Source organism: Thomasclavelia cocleata (assembly GCF_900102365.1).
Classification (GTDB): Bacteria; Bacillota_I; Bacilli_A; order Erysipelotrichales; family Coprobacillaceae; genus Thomasclavelia; species Thomasclavelia cocleata.
In genome coordinates this window covers 1-17,356 of sequence record NZ_FOIN01000003.1, presented here as the reverse complement: position 1 = coordinate 17,356, position 17,356 = coordinate 1, and the positions used below count along the sequence as shown (strand labels likewise).

At 29.8% G+C, this 17,356-nt stretch carries 23 protein-coding genes, 1 tRNA gene, 1 riboswitch and 1 other annotated feature; of the genes, 18 read left to right on the top strand and 6 right to left on the bottom strand.

Translation table 11 applies throughout. The features are described 5' to 3' along the window. The first annotated feature begins 112 nt into the window (after positions 1–112). Positions 113–236: riboswitch (FMN riboswitch) on the top strand. 58 nt (positions 237–294) lie between these two features. From BMW96_RS02225 to BMW96_RS02205, 5 genes are all read left to right on the top strand, one after another. Continuing rightward, positions 295–894 carry an ECF transporter S component gene (locus tag BMW96_RS02225; RefSeq protein ID WP_092352068.1) on the top strand — a complete coding sequence of 200 codons (600 nt, stop codon included), beginning with the start codon at positions 295–297 and terminating at the stop codon, positions 892–894. A 12-nt stretch (positions 895–906) separates the two neighbouring features. After that, on the top strand, positions 907–1,362 hold the full coding sequence (locus BMW96_RS02220) for a pyridoxamine 5'-phosphate oxidase family protein (RefSeq protein ID WP_092352066.1): 456 nt from the start codon (positions 907–909) through the stop codon (positions 1,360–1,362). A 613-nt stretch (positions 1,363–1,975) separates the two neighbouring features. Further along, positions 1,976–2,224, top strand: a complete 249-nt coding sequence (locus BMW96_RS02215; RefSeq protein ID WP_092352064.1) for a type II toxin-antitoxin system prevent-host-death family antitoxin — start codon at positions 1,976–1,978, stop codon at positions 2,222–2,224. A 3-nt stretch (positions 2,225–2,227) separates the two neighbouring features. Then, complete coding sequence (locus BMW96_RS02210; protein ID WP_092352062.1) at positions 2,228–2,527, top strand: type II toxin-antitoxin system RelE/ParE family toxin; 300 nt, start codon at positions 2,228–2,230, stop codon at positions 2,525–2,527. 40 nt (positions 2,528–2,567) lie between these two features. Next, the gene (locus tag BMW96_RS02205; RefSeq protein WP_092352060.1) at positions 2,568–2,789 is read left to right on the top strand and encodes a hypothetical protein; all 222 of its coding nucleotides are present in this window, start codon (positions 2,568–2,570) and stop codon (positions 2,787–2,789) included. 353 nt (positions 2,790–3,142) lie between these two features. Here BMW96_RS02205 and BMW96_RS02200 read toward each other — a convergent pair whose 3' ends face one another. Further along, on the bottom strand, positions 3,143–4,666 hold the full coding sequence (locus BMW96_RS02200) for a 4Fe-4S dicluster domain-containing protein (RefSeq protein WP_092352058.1): 1,524 nt from the start codon (positions 4,664–4,666) through the stop codon (positions 3,143–3,145). A gap of 158 nt (positions 4,667–4,824) precedes the next feature. On the opposite strand from BMW96_RS02200, the gene BMW96_RS02195 reads away from it, so the two are divergent. From BMW96_RS02195 to thrS, 5 genes are all read left to right on the top strand, one after another. Then, positions 4,825–5,550: a pseudouridine synthase gene (locus tag BMW96_RS02195; RefSeq protein ID WP_092352056.1), complete on the top strand. Its 726-nt coding sequence runs from the start codon at positions 4,825–4,827 to the stop codon at positions 5,548–5,550. Positions 5,551–5,621: 71 nt separating this feature from the next. After that, positions 5,622–5,858 (top strand): hypothetical protein, encoded by a 237-nt coding sequence (locus BMW96_RS02190; RefSeq protein WP_244881237.1) that lies wholly within the window; start codon positions 5,622–5,624, stop codon positions 5,856–5,858. 273 nt (positions 5,859–6,131) lie between these two features. Continuing rightward, positions 6,132–6,293: a hypothetical protein gene (locus BMW96_RS14005; RefSeq protein WP_157796052.1), complete on the top strand. Its 162-nt coding sequence runs from the start codon at positions 6,132–6,134 to the stop codon at positions 6,291–6,293. After that, the gene (locus BMW96_RS02185) at positions 6,263–6,655 is read left to right on the top strand and encodes a GNAT family N-acetyltransferase (protein WP_157796051.1); all 393 of its coding nucleotides are present in this window, start codon (positions 6,263–6,265) and stop codon (positions 6,653–6,655) included. Before BMW96_RS14005 ends, BMW96_RS02185 begins: the two co-directional genes overlap by 31 nt. Continuing rightward, the gene (gene thrS / locus BMW96_RS02180) at positions 6,652–8,385 is read left to right on the top strand and encodes a threonine--tRNA ligase (RefSeq protein ID WP_092352050.1); all 1,734 of its coding nucleotides are present in this window, start codon (positions 6,652–6,654) and stop codon (positions 8,383–8,385) included. The genes BMW96_RS02185 and thrS overlap by 4 nt, the downstream gene beginning before the upstream one ends. Before the next feature lie 27 nt (positions 8,386–8,412). Here thrS and BMW96_RS02175 read toward each other — a convergent pair whose 3' ends face one another. After that, positions 8,413–9,090 carry a hydrolase gene (locus BMW96_RS02175; RefSeq protein WP_092352048.1) on the bottom strand — a complete coding sequence of 226 codons (678 nt, stop codon included), beginning with the start codon at positions 9,088–9,090 and terminating at the stop codon, positions 8,413–8,415. A gap of 225 nt (positions 9,091–9,315) precedes the next feature. Here BMW96_RS02175 and BMW96_RS02170 point away from each other — a divergent pair, with 225 nt between their 5' ends. From BMW96_RS02170 to BMW96_RS02145, 6 genes are all read left to right on the top strand, one after another. Further along, a complete protein-coding gene (locus BMW96_RS02170; RefSeq protein WP_092352046.1) occupies positions 9,316–9,669 on the top strand; it encodes a helix-turn-helix domain-containing protein in 354 nt (117 codons plus the stop codon). Positions 9,670–9,745: 76 nt separating this feature from the next. Further along, positions 9,746–10,633 carry a thymidylate synthase gene (gene thyA / locus BMW96_RS02165; protein WP_092352044.1) on the top strand — a complete coding sequence of 296 codons (888 nt, stop codon included), beginning with the start codon at positions 9,746–9,748 and terminating at the stop codon, positions 10,631–10,633. Further along, positions 10,633–11,103 carry a dihydrofolate reductase gene (locus BMW96_RS02160; protein ID WP_092352042.1) on the top strand — a complete coding sequence of 157 codons (471 nt, stop codon included), beginning with the start codon at positions 10,633–10,635 and terminating at the stop codon, positions 11,101–11,103. Before thyA ends, BMW96_RS02160 begins: the two co-directional genes overlap by 1 nt. Before the next feature lie 3 nt (positions 11,104–11,106). Beyond that, positions 11,107–11,823: a lysophospholipid acyltransferase family protein gene (locus tag BMW96_RS02155; protein ID WP_092352040.1), complete on the top strand. Its 717-nt coding sequence runs from the start codon at positions 11,107–11,109 to the stop codon at positions 11,821–11,823. A 228-nt stretch (positions 11,824–12,051) separates the two neighbouring features. Continuing rightward, positions 12,052–12,309, top strand: a complete 258-nt coding sequence (locus tag BMW96_RS02150; RefSeq protein WP_092352038.1) for a TfoX/Sxy family protein — start codon at positions 12,052–12,054, stop codon at positions 12,307–12,309. Beyond that, complete coding sequence (locus BMW96_RS02145) at positions 12,306–12,959, top strand: alpha/beta fold hydrolase (protein WP_092352036.1); 654 nt, start codon at positions 12,306–12,308, stop codon at positions 12,957–12,959. The genes BMW96_RS02150 and BMW96_RS02145 overlap by 4 nt, the downstream gene beginning before the upstream one ends. Here BMW96_RS02145 and BMW96_RS02140 read toward each other — a convergent pair. Genes BMW96_RS02140 through BMW96_RS02130 form a run of 3 tightly spaced genes read right to left on the bottom strand, consistent with a single transcriptional unit; the run spans position 12,942 to position 14,975 of the window. Next, positions 12,942–13,397 (bottom strand): HD domain-containing protein, encoded by a 456-nt coding sequence (locus BMW96_RS02140; protein ID WP_092352034.1) that lies wholly within the window; start codon positions 13,395–13,397, stop codon positions 12,942–12,944. The two genes, BMW96_RS02145 and BMW96_RS02140, sit on opposite strands and share 18 nt — an antisense overlap. Further along, positions 13,394–14,716: an RsmF rRNA methyltransferase first C-terminal domain-containing protein gene (locus tag BMW96_RS02135; RefSeq protein ID WP_092352032.1), complete on the bottom strand. Its 1,323-nt coding sequence runs from the start codon at positions 14,714–14,716 to the stop codon at positions 13,394–13,396. The genes BMW96_RS02140 and BMW96_RS02135 overlap by 4 nt, the downstream gene beginning before the upstream one ends. Positions 14,717–14,765: 49 nt before the next feature. Next, on the bottom strand, positions 14,766–14,975 hold the full coding sequence (locus BMW96_RS02130) for a hypothetical protein (RefSeq protein ID WP_092352030.1): 210 nt from the start codon (positions 14,973–14,975) through the stop codon (positions 14,766–14,768). A 176-nt stretch (positions 14,976–15,151) separates the two neighbouring features. Between BMW96_RS02130 and BMW96_RS02125 the strand changes: the two genes are divergently transcribed. Further along, positions 15,152–15,238 (top strand) — tRNA-Leu (locus BMW96_RS02125). A gap of 379 nt (positions 15,239–15,617) precedes the next feature. Here the strand turns inward: BMW96_RS02125 and BMW96_RS02120 are convergent. Next, complete coding sequence (locus BMW96_RS02120) at positions 15,618–16,037, bottom strand: helix-turn-helix domain-containing protein (protein WP_092352028.1); 420 nt, start codon at positions 16,035–16,037, stop codon at positions 15,618–15,620. 161 nt (positions 16,038–16,198) lie between these two features. Next, positions 16,199–16,451, top strand: a binding site (T-box leader). Positions 16,452–16,509: 58 nt separating this feature from the next. On the opposite strand from BMW96_RS02120, the gene aroF reads away from it, so the two are divergent. After that, the coding region (gene aroF, locus BMW96_RS02115; protein ID WP_092352026.1) for a 3-deoxy-7-phosphoheptulonate synthase at positions 16,510–17,356 on the top strand (847 nt) is incomplete at its 3' end.

Here is a 17,356-nt window from a genome sequence, read left to right as displayed (position 1 = left end):
CATTAGAAATAAAATTTAGAATGTGATTATTTGATAATATAATATTTGCATTTATTATTAAAGAGGTATAAAATATTATTAATAGATAATGTTTCTATCATCAAAAATTTAATATAGTCTTTGTGGCGGGGTGAAAGTCCCTACCGATGGTTATAGTCCATGACCCATATCAATATATGGTTGAGTTAGTGAAATTCTAACACCGACGGTTAAAGTCCGGATGAGAAAAGACATTTTCTAGAATTATACCTGAAGACTTATATTGTTTTCAGGTTTTTATTTTAGGAGGTAAAAATGAAAAGTGAAAAAACAAGGAAGTTAGTATTGATAGCTGTTTTATCAGCTTTATCAGCAGTTTTGATGGTGTTTAGGTTTCCATTACCCTTTATGCCCCCGTTTTTAAGTTTCGATTTTGCAGGTATTCCAGAATTGATTGGTGCTTTTACATTAGGTCCAATAGCAGGGATATTTATTATTGTAGTGAGAATTATTCTTCAATTAGCTTTAGCAGGTACTAATTCGATGTTTACTGGTGAATTGCAAAGTTTAATGTTAAGTATAGCACTTGTATTACCTGCTTCATTAGTTTATCAAAGAAATAATACAAAGCAGGGTGCAGTTAAAGCAATGGTAATAGGTACATTTATGAATGTAATAGTAGCAGTATTTACTAATTTGGTGATTATTATTCCTTTTTATATTTCATTATATGGTATGGATATGGGGATGATCATTGAGATGAGTAGAGCTGTTAATCCTTATGTTGATAGTACTTTAAAATTAGTTTTATTAGGTATTGTACCCTTTAATTTAATTAAAAATGCTATTGTTTGTTTGATTACATTTGTAATCTATAAAAAAATTAGTCCCATCATTAAACGATATACAAAATAGGAGGAAAGAAAGATGAATTTTGAAGATGGAAAAGCTTTATTATTTAAAAAATTAGGCGATTGGAAAATTATGGCTTTAGCTTCAAGTGTTAATGATTATGTAATGGTTAGAAATGTTAGTTGTTTATTTTATGATGATAAAATATATTTTAAAACAGATAAGAATTTTAGAAAGACACAACAGTTATTTAAAAACCCACAAGTTGCTTTATGTACTGGTGGTGTACAAGTTGAGGGAATAGCTAAAAACTTAGGATTAGTAATAAATGAAGAAGGACGTAGATTTGAAAAGTTATATAAAAAATATTTATGGCAAAGTTATAATGCATATAGTCATGAAGAAAGTGAAATATTGATTGAAGTTACTCCTAAATTTGTTGAAATTTGGGATGAAGATGAAAATCGTTATGCATTTCAAACATTTATTGATTTTGATAAACAAACTGTAAAAATAAAGAAATATGACTAAAAGGGGCTGTAACGACTAAGTAATTTTTATCAATTATTTAGAGCGTTCAGCTCTTTTTCTTTTGTTAATCCCTTTCATATAAAAAAATCCATAGAAGTTGTTTCATTGTGAATAACTTTTATGAATTTTTGACGCACTTAAAAATAACTTGCTCTTTTTCAAAAAAATTGGCTCTTTAATTTAATACTGACAATAACTTTTCTGCCTTTTTCCTGTTTTCTATTTTTCTTCGGTGATATTTTCTAATATTTTGTCCTATTGCTATCATATATATTTCCAATTTCACACCAGATTCTCCTCTTTGGCGTAATCTGTTATATCCTTTATCATATTATTTCACATAAAAGGAATCAACTTATTAATCTAATTTGATTAATATACAGCTGATTCTTTAGTAATTAACAGTTAAAGACATCGTTGCGGGACACGCTGTTAAGTAACTCAAATCATCAAGTGACAGAAGACGAAAATATAATAGTTGTTGAAATTATAGAAGAAATTGATTGTGTAGAAGATAATTAAAAGCAAATGTTGCAAAATTTCACGTTGAATTTTACAGCGTTTGGTGTATACTAATAGTAGATAAGAATATTATTGAGAAGGGAGAATGCATATGCCAAATATCTTACCAGTATCAGATTTAAGAAATTACAATGAAGTTTTGAAGAACTGTCAGGTAGGGGAACCAGTCTTTCTTACTAAGAATGGAAGAGGAAGATTTGTAGTGCTTGATATTGAAGATTATGAAAAAGATAGAGCAGAAAAGAAACTGTTGATGAAATTACAGGAAGCAGAAGAAGCTGTAAAGGATGGGGAAGGATGGCTTAGTTTGGATGAGTTAAAAGCAGCAATGGGAGAATAGCCTATGATGAAGCTACGAATTAATCCATTAGTGGCTACTGATTTGAAAGAAATTCGTAATTTTATTGCGGAAGACAATATAGAAAAAGCAGTCGAAACCATAGACAAGATTTATGGAAAGTTTGAAAATATACAGTTATTTCCTGGTATGGGCGCTGATCTTTCTAAACGTGTTAGTTTCCGAACTGATTATAAGTATGCAGTTTGGAATGATTATGTAATTATTTATAAAGTTGGAGCAGAGTATGTGGAAATATATCGGGTGGTGAATCGGTATCAGGATATAACCAGAATTTTTGAGTGATATAGAAAAAATAATTATTGTATGATGAGGTGCAGATGAAATGAAAAATATATTAGATATATTTGGAAGAAAATATGATAATTTTGGTGTCGTTAAAACATCGGGAATTTTGAATAAGCCAGGAGATAGATTAGAGGCACGTGTTACAGATTCAAATAGGAAAGTGTTAAAAGTATCAACAGATAATGGTAATTCTAAATATAGTGCAACACAGTATCCTAATGGTACGGTTGTTGAAACGAAAGTAACGAAAAAGAAGTAAGTTTCTAATTAAATATTTCGAAATAAACAATAGGATAGTGGTTATTCATGTAACATTATGTGTTTGAAAAAAAGGAATTAAATAGTATTTTTGAGTACGAAAGAGGAACAATTAATGATGTATTCTAATGAACAGAAGAAAGCTTTTATGTAAGTTGCTGAGTCGTTAAAAAAGTATAGACGAGCCTATACTATTTGAATAACTGGAACTAAATGGAATCAAAATGTATAACAACACTCATACAAAAAAGTATGGTACTAAACTTTAATTTTCGAGTTCGAATAGTATATAAAATGTCAAAAGGGGCTGAAATGAGTCATTTACTCGTTACAGCCCTTTAGTTATCTAGATATTTACTTGTATTTTTCAATTAATAAATCTAAATATTCTTTATATTTAGAATCATTAGCATTTAATTTATCAGATGAATTAGTGTATTTTTTAACAGCCATAGCTGCACGGTTAATTGGAAGAAGTGTTCCAGCTCCAGCTACACATCCTCCAGGGCAGGCCATTCCTTCTAATAAATAACCATTATATTTACCTTTTTTAGCAGCATTTAGCATTTTTTTACAATTATCTAATCCCTCAGCAGATTCTACTAATACTTCACGATTTGGTTCTTTAGCTTTAATACAGTTAACAACAGCTTTAGCTACACCTCCACTGACTGCAAATCCTCTTCCATCACTGCTGGCTTGAGTAAAAGTATCAGCATCATTTGGCTGAAGTTTTGAAAAATCAATTTCTTTAGCTTCAAACATTGCACCAATTTCTTCAAAAGTTAAAACAAAATCAACTTCACTGCGCACTGATTTTCTTGAGGCTTCTAACTTTTTAGCGGCACAAGGACCAATAAAAACAACTCTGCTATTAGGATGTTTTTCTTTAATTAAACGAGCTGTTAACACCATTGGTGTCAAAGCCATTGAGATATATGATTTAAATTCAGGAAATTCTTTTTTTGCCATCATTGACCATGATGGACAACATGAAGTAGCCATAAAAGGCTGTTTATCAGGAACTTTTTCTAAAAAATCTTTAGCTTCATCAATAGTACATAAGTCTGCTCCAATTGCAACTTCAATGACATCTTTAAAGCCTAGTTCCTGCATAGCTTTTTTTAAGATTTCTGGTGTTACTTTTGGTCCAAACTGACCAATAAAAGCTGGTGCAACAGCAGCAATGACTTCATCACCTTCTTTAATTGCTTGAATTAATTGGAATATTTGACTTTTATCAGCAATAGCTCCAAATGGACAACTAACTAGACACATACCACAAGAAACACATTTATCATAATTGATATGGGCATTTCCATATTCATCTGATTCGATAGCATTCATTCCACAAGCTTTAGCACATGGACGTTCTTTTTTTAAAATAGCATCATAAGGGCAGCTGTTTTTACATAAGCCACATTTAATACATTTATCTTGATCAATATATGCTTTACCATCCTTAAAACTAATGGCATTTTTAGGACATATTTCCATACATGGATGAGCAAGGCACGCTTGACAGCCGTTACTGACCTCATATTTTTTTTCAGCACATTTATTGCAGGCAAATTTAATAATATTAATAAGCGGCGGCTCATAATATTTATCTGCAATTATACTGTCTTCAATCCCTTTTGAAATTGGTGCAGGTTTATCAATTGGACGCAATGATAAGCCCATTGTTAAACGAAGTCTTTCTCCAACTATAGCACGTTCTAAAAATATACTGTCACGGTAAGTAGCAACTTCACCAGGAATTATTTTATAGGGTAAATTTTCAATTCGGCTATAATCATTTCCTTCATAAGCAAGTTTAGCAACTTCAACAAAAACTTTACGTCTAATTTTAGTTAACGATGAATAAATTCCTCTCATAATAGTTCCTCCAAATCTATTTACAACTATATTTTAACCTAAATAAAAATTTTGTTAAAGTGAGTATCCAATTATTTAATAAATATTAAAATTAAATCTTTGATTTAGTTGCTTTTAATTTACATTTCAGTATAATGTAGTCGAAGTAGGTGAAAAACATGGAAAGATTACAAAAGGTGATTGCTGCAAGTGGTTATACCTCAAGAAGAAAAGCTGAAGATTTGATTGTTCAAGGTAGAGTTGCAGTAAATGGTGAAATTGTTTGTAAATTAGGAACTAAAGTAAAAAAAGGTGATTTTATTACAATTGATGGAGAACCAATTATTGGTGAAAATAAAGTATATTATGTTTTCTATAAACCTAAGGGGTGTGTATGTACTTTAGATGATGAGTTTGATCGACCAATTATTACAGATTATTTTACTGATATAAAAGAAAGAATATACCCAGTAGGTCGTTTGGATTTTGATACAACTGGATTGATTATTATGTCTAACGATGGTGAGTTTGCAAATATGATTATGCATCCACGCTCTCATTTAGAGAAAATCTATGAGGTTTCAATTAAAGGCTTAATTAATGGTCCAACATTGAATAAGTTAGAAAAAGGTATTTATTTAGAAGGGGCTAAAACACTTCCTTGTAAAATTAAAGTTGTTAATAAGGATATAGAACATAAAACAACAATGCTGATGATTAAACTTGTTGAAGGTAAAAATCGTCAGGTTAAAAAGATGTTTGAAAGTGTTGGACACCCTGTTAAAAGATTACATCGTGTAAGTGTTGGATGTGTTAATTTAAAGGGATTGACCCCTGGTAAATATCGAATTTTAAAACCACAGGAAGTAAAGGATTTAAAGAAATTGGTTAATGCGGATAAGTAGTAATATTTATTTGTCTTTGTTTGACAATTATTTTGATTTTATTAGTGCATACTGTATGATGGGTGATGAAAATGAGAATACAAATAGTTGAACCACAAAATACGATTGAATGTGGAATATGCAAAGCACAAGGAGATTGGATTAAAAAGATAAATATTCGTGGTATCTCAGCTTTATATTGTTTAAAATGCGATACTTTAACGATGTTTGATAAAATGCCTTCTAAATATGTTTATCGAGCTTTTAAAAAAGAAACTGATAATCTTAAAATGGAATATTCAGTAAAACAAAATGAAAAAGTAAAGTAAATAAATTTATTGACTTTAATCTATAAAAGAGTAAAATTATAAGAGTAAATAAAATGCGATGATTTAGGATATGTCTAGATAATACTTTGAACTAGAGAAAAGACGGTTGGTGCAAGTCTTGACAAGATTATATAGGTACTCCCTAATATGCAACACTCGAAAGAGATTGTCGGTAGCGCGTTATAGCATTTAAGGTTATTTTATAACAAATTAAGGTGGTACCACGATACTCTCGTCCTTTGGATGAGGGTTTTTTATTTAAAGGAGGTAGTGGTGGCAAAATTAGTATATCCAGATATTTCTCATATGATGTTAATGAACAAATATCTTCAAGAGACATTTGATTATGGGGAATTGTTTATTAATGGTGATGGTGGATGTCATACTTATCAAGATTATACACAATGGATAAAAAAGAAAAACAAAATCATCTAGGCATTAATTTAGATGAAGGATATGTACCAGGAACGACCTATTTTTATATTGATAATGATCAAATTATTGGAACAATTAATATTCGTCATTGTTTAAATGATTTTTTATTAAAAAAAGGTGGTCATATTGGTTATAGTGTTTTACCAAGTCAAAGACAAAAAGGTTATGCAACTGCAATGTTAAAAGATGCGATTGAGATTTGTAAAAAGTGGGATATATATCCAATTTTAATAACGTGTAATAAAAAGAACATTGCTTCTAAAAAAACAATTGAAAAATGTGGTGGCAAATTTAAAAATGAATATTTTAATGAAGAAACAAAAGAAACGATATTACGTTTCTGGATAGGAGAAGAGAAATGATTGATTTTAAAGAAGATGAAAAATTAAGTGTATTAAACCACTCTTGTGCTCATGTAATGGCTCAAGCTATTAAACATTTATATCCTCATGCCAAATTTTGGGTAGGACCAGTTGTTAGTGAAGGATTTTATTATGATGTTGATTTAGGTGATGATGTTGTTAAAGATGATGATATACCTAAAATTGAAAAAGAAATGAAAAAAATCTGCAAAGATGGTAAACGAATAACACGTCAGGAAATCTCTAAAGAAGAAGCAGTTGAAATGTTCAAAGATGATGAATATAAATTAGATTTAATCTCTAATTTTGAAGATGGGACAATTATTAGCTGTTATCGTCAAGGTGATTTTGTAGATTTATGCCGTGGACCTCATGTAGAAACAGTTAAGGCTTGTAAAAATTTTAAACTAACAAAACACTCTGGGGCATATTGGAAAGGTGATAAAGAAAATAAAGTATTACAAAGAATTTATGGTGTGTGTTTTGAAACTCCTGAAGACTTAGATAAGCATCTTGAATTATTAGAAGAAGCTAAACGTCGTGATCATAAAAAATTAGGTAAAGAATTAGGATTATTTATGATGAGTGAATATGCTCCAGGAATGCCGTTTTTCTTACCTAAAGGGATGATTTTACGAAATACTTTAGAACAGTTCTGGTATGAAGAACATACTAAAGAAGGTTATGAATTTATTAAAACACCAATTATGATGTCACAAGAATTGTGGGAAGTTAGTGGGCATTGGAATAATTACAAAGAAAATATGTACACAAGTATGGTTGATGAGCGTGAATTTGCAATTAAACCAATGAACTGTCCAGGAAGTCTATTAGTTTATAAAAATAGTTTACATTCATATAAAGATTTACCTCTTCGAATGGGAGAATTAGGACAGGTTCATCGTCATGAAGCAAGTGGAGCTTTAAATGGTTTATTTAGAGTTCGAACTTTTACTCAAGATGATGCTCATATTTATATGACTCCTGATCAAATAGAAGACGAAATTATAAAATTGATTAATTTTATTGATCGTGTTTATGGTAGTTTAAATTTAAGTTATGAAATTGAATTATCTACACGTCCTGAAAAGAAATATATTGGTGATCTTGCAATCTGGGAAAAAAGTGAAGCTGCTTTAGCAGCGGCTTGTAAAGCAGCAGGAAAAGATTATAAAGTTAATCCTGGTGATGGAGCTTTCTATGGACCAAAACTTGATTTTCATGTTAAAGATTCATTAGGAAGAGTTTGGCAATGTGGAACAATTCAATTAGATATGAATTTACCTGAAAGATTTGATATTACTTATGTTGATGATAAAGGTGAAAAAGTCCGTCCAGTTATGTTACATCGAGTTATTTTTGGTTCGATTGAAAGATTTATTGGAATTTTAATTGAACACTTTGCAGGAGTGTTCCCACTATGGTTAGCTCCAGTTCAAATCAAAGTATTACCAGTTAATAATGAATATCATTTAGAGTATGTAAAAGAAGTAACTGAATTATTGCAGAAAAATGGCTTTAAAGTTGAAATGGATGCTCGTGAAGAAAAATTAGGATATCGTATTCGTGAAGGTCAAATGGAAAAAGTTCCATATTTATTAGTACTTGGTAATAATGAACGTGATGAAAAAACTGTTACATATCGTAAACATGGACAGCAAAAACAGATTACTGTTCCATTTGATGAATTTGTGACAATATTAAATCAACAAATTAAAAATAAAGAATAATATTAAAACCCTCAAAGTGAGGGTTTTTTAGTCTGAATGACAACGTTGTCGATATTCTTCCATCATTAGTTTAAATATATCTCCATTTGAAGGAGGTGTATATGTTACTGCATTAGCACCTGCTTCAATTACTTCCTGAATTGTTTGGGTAGTAGGTCCACCTGTTGCAATAATTGGAAAATCTGGTGAAATCTTACGTAGTTCTTTTACAATTGCAGTAGTATTTTTTCCACCTGAAACATTAACTATTGTAGCACCTGAATGTAACATCCTCTCTTCTAGATTTTCATCTAATGAAACAATTGATAAAACTACAGGAATATCTACATAATCAGATAATTCTTGAATAAATTCAGTTTTTGTTGGGGCATTTAGAACAACTGCAGTAGCACCATGTAATTCAGCATCTAAGGCAATTTCACGAACCCGAGGGCCAGCAGTAGTACCTCCACCAACTCCAGCAAAAACTGGTCTTTGAGCAACGTCGATGATAGCACTGGTTATTTGCATTGTTGGAGTAAATGGATATACTGCAATAACAGCATCGGCATTACAATTTGAAATTACAGCAACATCTGTAGAGAATAGTAATGATTTTATTCTTTTGCCATTAATTATGATTCCGCTAGCATTACGAATACATTCTGGAACAAGGATAGTGTGACTGCGTAATGTTGTATTTATTTTTGGGGCTTCTTTTTTCATTTTTTAATTTCCTTTCTATTTTTACCTAATGTTTGGGTGAGAATTATTTATTTAGAAATAAGTAATTTTATTATAACATAGACAAATTTAAATATATATAGGCAAAAAAAGAATGAATAAAAATAATAATAAATGGGAATAATATATCAGGTATCCTAATGGGATGTAGAATATATTTTAAGATATCTTTTTGGAAGATACAATAAAAACATTGGAGGAATCACAATGGAAATAGATTACAAACTTATTGGCAAAAGAATAAGAGAAGAACGGATTTCTCAAAATCTTTCTCAACAGACCCTAGCTGAGATTTCAAATATTTCTCCCACGAATATATCACATATTGAACGTGGGGCGACAAAACTGAGTTTGCCTACTTTGATAAGCATTGCTAATGCATTAGCTGTATCTGCTGATTTTTTACTATGTGACAGTTTAGTTGAAGCAGAACGGATTTATATTGATGAGATTAATTGCCTTTTGCTTGATTGTAATCCTAATGAATTGAAGTTGATTATTGATATTATGAAGTCGATAAAAACTTCTTTAAGACGATATAATAAGGTAACTAAATCATAAACACTTTTTGATAAAAGTGTTTTTTTAGTTTATTAACGAGAGTTTTTATTGTACAATAACAAACGAGGTGTAGAAAATGAAACAATACTTAGAAATGTGTAAATATGTTTTAAAAAATGGAGAAGATCGCAAAGATCGTACAGGTACTGGTACTCGAAGTGTATTTGGTTATCAGACTCGTTATGACTTAAGAGATGGTTTTCCTTTAATGACAACAAAGAAAATGTTTATTCGACCAATTGCTGAAGAATTATTATGGTTTATTAAAGGTGATACAAATATTAAATATCTAGTTGATCGTAATGTTAAGATATGGAATGAATGGCCATATGAAAGTTATAAAAAGTCATCTGATTATCAAGGTGAAACAATTGAGGAATTTGTAACTAGAATTAAAGAATTACCAGAAAATGATCCCTTTGTTTTAAAATATGGTGATTTAGGACCTGTGTATGGGGCACAATGGCGAAATTTTAATTATGAAGGAGTTGATCAGTTGGCTAAATTAGTAGATAGTTTAAAAAATAATCCTTTTTCAAGAAGGCATATTATTTGTGCCTGGAATCCTGTTCAGGTAGATAATATGGCATTACCACCATGTCATTCATTTCTACAATTCTATGTAAGTGCAGATAAAAAGTATTTATCATGTCAATTGTATCAACGTAGTGCTGATATTTTTTTAGGTGTGCCTTTTAATATTGCATCTTATGCATTGATGGTAGAGATGTTAGCTAAGACATGTGGTTATCAAGCTAAGGAATTTATTCATACAATTGGAGATGCTCATATTTATAAAGATCATTTTGAGGTTATTAAACAACAAATTGAAAGAGAGCCATTACCAAAGTGTAAACTTGTTTTAAATCCTGAGGTTAAATCTATTTTTGATTATAAGATTGAAGATATTAAACTTGAAGATTATCAGAGTCATGGAAAATTAGTAGGAAAGGTAAGTGTATAATGATTAGTATAATTGTAGCAACAGATGAAGATTTATTAATTGGAAAAAAAGATTCTAGTAATGGAATGCCTTGGAATGTACCAGAAGATCTAAAGCATTTTAAAGCAACTACTGTCAATAAGACGATTTTAATGGGGTTAACTACATATAAAGCAATTGGTAGACCATTACCTAATCGTAAAACAATTGTGGTGAGTTTAGAACCGTTTGAAGATGATCGAGTAGAAGTTAGAAATTCATTAGAAACAGTAATTGAAGAATACCGTAAAAGTGGAGAAGATCTTTTTATTTCTGGAGGAGCTTCAATATATAAACAATGTTTGCCAATTGCTGATCAATTACTGATTTCACGGATTCCTGGTAAACATGTTGGAGAAACTTATTTTCCAAGTTTTAAAGAGTTTGGTTATCAACTTATTGAAGAAAAACCATTTGAAACATTTACTTTACAAATATATAAGCGAGGGTAGATAATGAAAAGAATTGCATTGATTGTTATAAGGGTTATTTTAAGATTACCTTACTGGTGGGGATATAAGGTTAATAAGTATAAACATATTGATGAATATTCCATACAAGAACGTTATGGTTTTATTCATCGAGTTGTAGCTATTGTAACACGAAAGGGACGGGTAGAATTGGAATGTTATGGGATTGAAAATCTACCTAAAGAATCTGGATATTTTGTGGCTCCAAATCATCAGGGACTGTTTGATCCTTTGGCTATTTTTCAAACTCATAGTCGTCCAATTAGAGCAATAGTAAAAAAGGAATTGGCGTCAGTAATTTTGGTGAAGGATATTATTAAAATGTTGGAATTTATTCCAATGGATCGTAGTAATGTACGTGAAGGAGCTAAGATTATTAAATATGTTTCAAATGAAGTTGCTAATGGACAAAACTTTTTTGTTTTTCCTGAAGGTACAAGAAGTCGTAATGGTAATAATATTTTAGAGTTTAAAGGTGGAACTTTTAAAATTGCTACTAAAGCAAAAGCTCCAATCGTGCCAGTTGCTTTGATCGATTGTTATAAAGTATTTGATAATAATACAATTAGAAAAACAACTGCACAGATTCATTATTTAAAACCTATTTATTATGAAGAATATAAAGATATGCATACTAATGATATTGCAAAGTTAGTCCATGATCAAATTGAAAAGTGTATCAAAAAAAATGACAAAGGATAAAAATGTCAATATCATTAAGTTAAGATGGTATCAAAATGGCTAGAAGTATAAAAATATTAATGACTATACTCCTAGCTTTATTTTATGTATGCTAACACAAATTTGAAGTTTTAATTATATTATTATATTTTTACTTATTTTGGTATGTTAATTATATCTAATTTATCATAAGAAATTATATAACTGTTTTACTTGTTTTTTGTGTTAAAATAATTATGGGAGGTAATAATGGAACGGTTAGAAGATTTGCCTAATATTGGAAAAGTTGTATATCGACAGTTAATTCAAGTTGGAATTGAAAGTCCTGAAAAGTTAAAAGCAATTGGAGCAAAAGAAGCTTGGTTGAAAATACAGGCAATAGATGATTCTGCTTGTTTAAACCTTTTATATGGTTTAGAAGGAGCTGTTGATGGGATTAAGAAGTCTCAGTTAGATTTTGAGATTAAAGCAGATTTAAAACAATTTTATGAGGATCATAAATTATGAAGATAGTAGTAAATGGAAGTGAATTATTTTATAAAGTAACTGGTCAAGGAAGAACAATGATTTTAGTTCATGGTAATGGTGAGGAGCATCATATTTTTGATCAGTTAGTAGAAGTATTAAAAGAATATTATACTTGTTATTGTATAGATAGTCGAGGTCATGGTGAAAGTTCTAAGGTTGAAAAATATAGTTATCAAGCGATGGCTGAAGATATAATGGATTTTATAAAAAAACTTGGATTAACTGATGTGATATATTATGGCTTTAGTGATGGAGGAATTGTTGGGTTATTAGTTGCAAGTCAGAGTGATTTGATTAATGATTTAATTATTAGTGGGGCAAATATTGAGCCAAGAGGATTAAAAGACTATGTTTATTATATAATGAAAGCAGCTTATATTATAAAAAAAGATCCTAAGATTAAGTTAATGTTAGATCAGCCACATATAAATCATTATACATTACAAAAAATAAAAGCTAGAACATTAGTTCTAGCGGGTAGTAAAGATATGATTAAAGAAAGTCATACAATTGAGATAGCTCATAATATTAGTGGCAGTAAATTATTGATATTACCAAAAGAGGATCATAGCAGTTATGTTATTAATAGTACTAAATTAGCTCCAATTATTTTATCGTTTGTTAAATAAGTTATCTAAGCGAGTTTGTTTATTTTTAGAAAGAAGAGCATCTGGTTCATTTAAATGCTGGACTAATAAGTCCGCATTTTTTATTAATTCACTATATTTATCATCAATTCTTTCTTTAAAAGAATGATTTTTTATTGCTGTAATAATAAGGTTTATTTCAGCATCACTAAAAAGATTACTCTTGGATAGAATATCTTTAGCTAAAATACTGCTTCGATTAGCATGATCAAAACTAGTGTGAAATTTATATGTTGCTAAATCATGTAGAATTCCGATAATAGCAGCTGTTTCTTGATCAAGATTTTCTGTTTTTGCTAATAGGTTAGCCATATTTGCTACATTAAATAAATGCTCTAAACCATTTTTACGATGAGTGCCAAAACATTCATTATTTAGGATATCATAAACTATATCTTTGATGATATGAAAACGGTTCATCTTCTTAACCCCTTAGGATATAAATTTTTTACTTGATTATTACTTTCTTTATAGAAAGATAATGGATAACCATCAACTAATATTAGTCCATAGCCTTTTTGATTTGTTCCAGATAGTGTTTCTCCATGAATATATTTGCTTATCTCAAGATCATCAGCTTTAAAGTTATAATAATGTTTTACATCATTTTTAGAGAGTGTTAGTGCTAAAGAATGACTAGGTTCAAAACGCCCTTTTTTACATTCTCCTAAATATAAGCCAGTACGAAGAATTTTTATTCCTTTTAATTCAGGGAAATGTGGTAGAATTGCATAAATATGGTTATTTGAGTTATATAAATGTGGTGGTACACTTATCTTTAAATTATTTTGATAAAATTGATTAATTAGTTTAAGTTGTTCACGATTTATATTTGGTTTTAATAATTTAGTTTTATTACTTTTATCATGACTATATTTTTTTAATAAAGCAATAAATTGACCTTCACCTTTATTAATGTGTGGATACATTCGGACAACTTTATTATTTTGATAACCAGGAGACATGCCAGGGTGTTTTTTTATATCTAACAATTCCATTTGTAATTGATTAACCATATAATCTACTTGAAATTCATTTTCTTCTAATGAGTATGTACAAGTTGAATATATTAGAATCCCGTCATTTTTAAGCATTTTATAAGCACTATCAATTAATTTTTTTTGGATATAAGCACATTCATTTATTTTATCAATTGACCATGTTTCAATTGCTTGATCAAGTTTACGGAACATTCCTTCACCAGAACATGGGGCATCAAGGATGATTTTATCAAAAAAATTATTAAAGTGCTGCTCTAATTTTATAGGATCACAGTTAGTAACAATAGTATTTTTCAGTCCAAAACGTTCAATATTTTCTGATAAAATTCCAGCTCTTAGTTTATTAATGTCATTGGCAATCATCATTCCCTGCTGATTTAGTTTGCTAGCAACAAAACAAGTTTTTCCTCCAGGGGCAGCACACATATCTAATACATAGTCATTAGCGTTAAAATCTACACAATTTGCTACTGCCATTGCACTAGGTTCTTGAATATAGTAAAGACCACAGTTAAAATATGGATGTTTGCCAAGTGGATAATGATTATAGTCATAAAAATATGCATCTTTTATATACGGATGAGCTGTTAGATATTGTTTATTTAAATGTGAAATAATATCTTTTTTTAAAGGATTAAGATAAAAACTTTTTATAGGATCTTTTGTTAAAGCTTCGATAAAATCATCATAGTCATCTTTTAATAATATTTTCATTCTTTGTTTAAATAGTTTATTCATAGTTCACCTTCTAGTAATAAGTTAAAGTAAAAGACAAGCAGCTGCTTGTCTATTTTAAAAGTTCGTTAGTAAGATTAGCTAAACGATTAGCTAATCGACTCAATTCCTGGATTGGTAAATCAAGATATAAATCAATATCTATTTTTTTGATTGCTTCTTCATATTTAGCATTTTCTTGTAATCCGATTAAAGTTTCTGTAGTTGCATCTAGTGAATTAGTTATTTCATTAAGCTCACTTAAAATTTTGTCACGTTCCATATGTTTACCCCATCTGTCTAGTTTATTTACTTCTAAAAATACGTTATTTTATGCAATTCGTCAATACTATTTTAATAAATTTAATATATTTTTTTATTTTTTTAATATATATTTAATTATTTAAAATTTACTATTGATTTTATTGTTTAAATTATATATAATAATTATCGGTAGTTGCCCAAGTGGCGAAATTGGTAGACGCAACGGACTCAAAATCCGTCGGTAGCGATACTGTACCGGTTCGAGTCCGGTCTTGGGCACCATTTGTTGATGAGTCAGCATGTTATGTTGACTTTTTTATTTAACGTAAATTATTTATTAATCTCATGAGATTTAAAAGCAGTAATGCTTTACAAATATATTATTACATATTGTAGATGACAAAATTTGTCGAATTATGACTGTAAAAGGTTTTTTTTGCATTTTTTTATTAAAAGCAAATAAATAAGAATAAATTATTGTGTATATAAAGTATTAATTTGTAGTTAAAACAAAAATAATTGAGATGTGATAATGATTTAATCTGGAGTATAGTAAATGATATTTTGGTTGTAATAAAATAAAAAAGATTTTTGTAGATAAAAATCTTTTTTAATGAATTTTAAAACTTGTAATTAAATGTAGGGATTATTTATGATATTTCTATCTAAGTTTTTTATACATATGTTGTTGCTTTTGTTTATCTGATATTTCTATACGATGATGTATTTCTTTAACAAAAGTTTGTTGGTCACTAGGACTTAGACGATTAAACAAATTTATTAATTCATAATTGGTTATGTAAATTTGTGATTTGTTTTGAGAAAACTGCTGATCTCCTATATATGATAAAAAACCAGAGTTATTAAGAATATCATAAAAACTCATTTGAAAAGCATGAGCAATTTTTACAATTGCTGGAATTGACATATTATAAGATATCCCTTTATTACCATGTTCAATATTACTAATAGAAGATGCTGATATTCCTGATAAATTTTCTAGTTTTGCTTGTGACCATCCTTTTGAAAGACGAATACTTTTGATGTATTTACCAATTAATGTTGTATCAATATTATTCATGGCCCCTCCTCTCTTACCAAAATTATATCGTATTTAATTGTCTATAACCGCCAGAATTATATAGACTGATGTAGACTTAAATAAATAACTTGAGAATCTTTTTATAAAACATGTTGACATTATTAATTTTATTGTATACAATAATTGCAACAACATCTGGTATAAATACTGTGAAAAGAAATAGTAAATATTTGAAGTGGAATAGAGAGCTCTTGGCTGGTGGAAAAGGGTCTGCTAGATAATATTGAATTCATCTTGGAGTAGAGGACTGAATCGTTAGTAGTAGGTTTCTCCGGTGACACCCGTTAACGTGTAAGAGTATGAACTATATAGATAGCGTACTCGATGAGGTTAATATAGTAATATATTAATAAACTAAGGTGGTATCACGAAGCATAGGCTCTCGTCCTTTAAGGAAGAGAGCTTTTATTTATATACAGGAGTTGAAATAAACAACAAAGGGGTATAACAAATGATTATTGTAATGAAAATGTCTGCAACAAGTAAAGATGTAGAAAAGGTATCAAAAATTATAATTGATAAAGGCTTAAGAGTTAGTGTAGTAAATGGAACAGGACAATCTGTTATTGGAATAATTGGAGATACCACACAAATTGATCCTAAAATAATTGAAGTAGAAGAATGTGTTGAAAAAGTAATGAAAGTATCAGAGCCGTATAAACTAGCTAATCGAGCTTTTCATCCTGATGATACGATCGTTGATGTTGATGGAGTTAAAGTTGGTGGAGAAAATCTGGCTTTGATTGCAGGTCCGTGTTCAGTTGAAAGCAAGGAACAGGTAATTGAAATTGCCAAAGCTGCTAAAGCTGCTGGTGCTAATATTTTAAGAGGCGGGGCTTTCAAGCCAAGAACTTCACCATATGCATTCCAGGGGATGGGATCATCTGGACTGGATATTTTAGTAGCAGCAAAGGAGGCGACAGGACTGCCAATCTGTTCGGAATTGATGGATGTACAGTATCTGGATGAATTTAATGAAAAAGTGGATTTGATTCAGATAGGAGCAAGAAATATGCAAAACTTTGATCTGTTGAAAAAAGTAGGGGCAGGGACAAAGAAACCGATTCTGTTGAAAAGAGGATTAAGTGCAACATTTGAAGAATGGATCATGTCAGCAGAATATATAATGGCAAATGGTAACCCAAATGTGATATTATGTGAAAGAGGGATAAGAACGTTTGAGACATATACAAGAAATACATTAGACCTGCAGGCGATACCAGTGGTGAAAAAGCTGACACATTTGCCAATAGTAATAGATCCAAGTCATGCAGGAGGAAAATGGTGGCTGGTAGAAC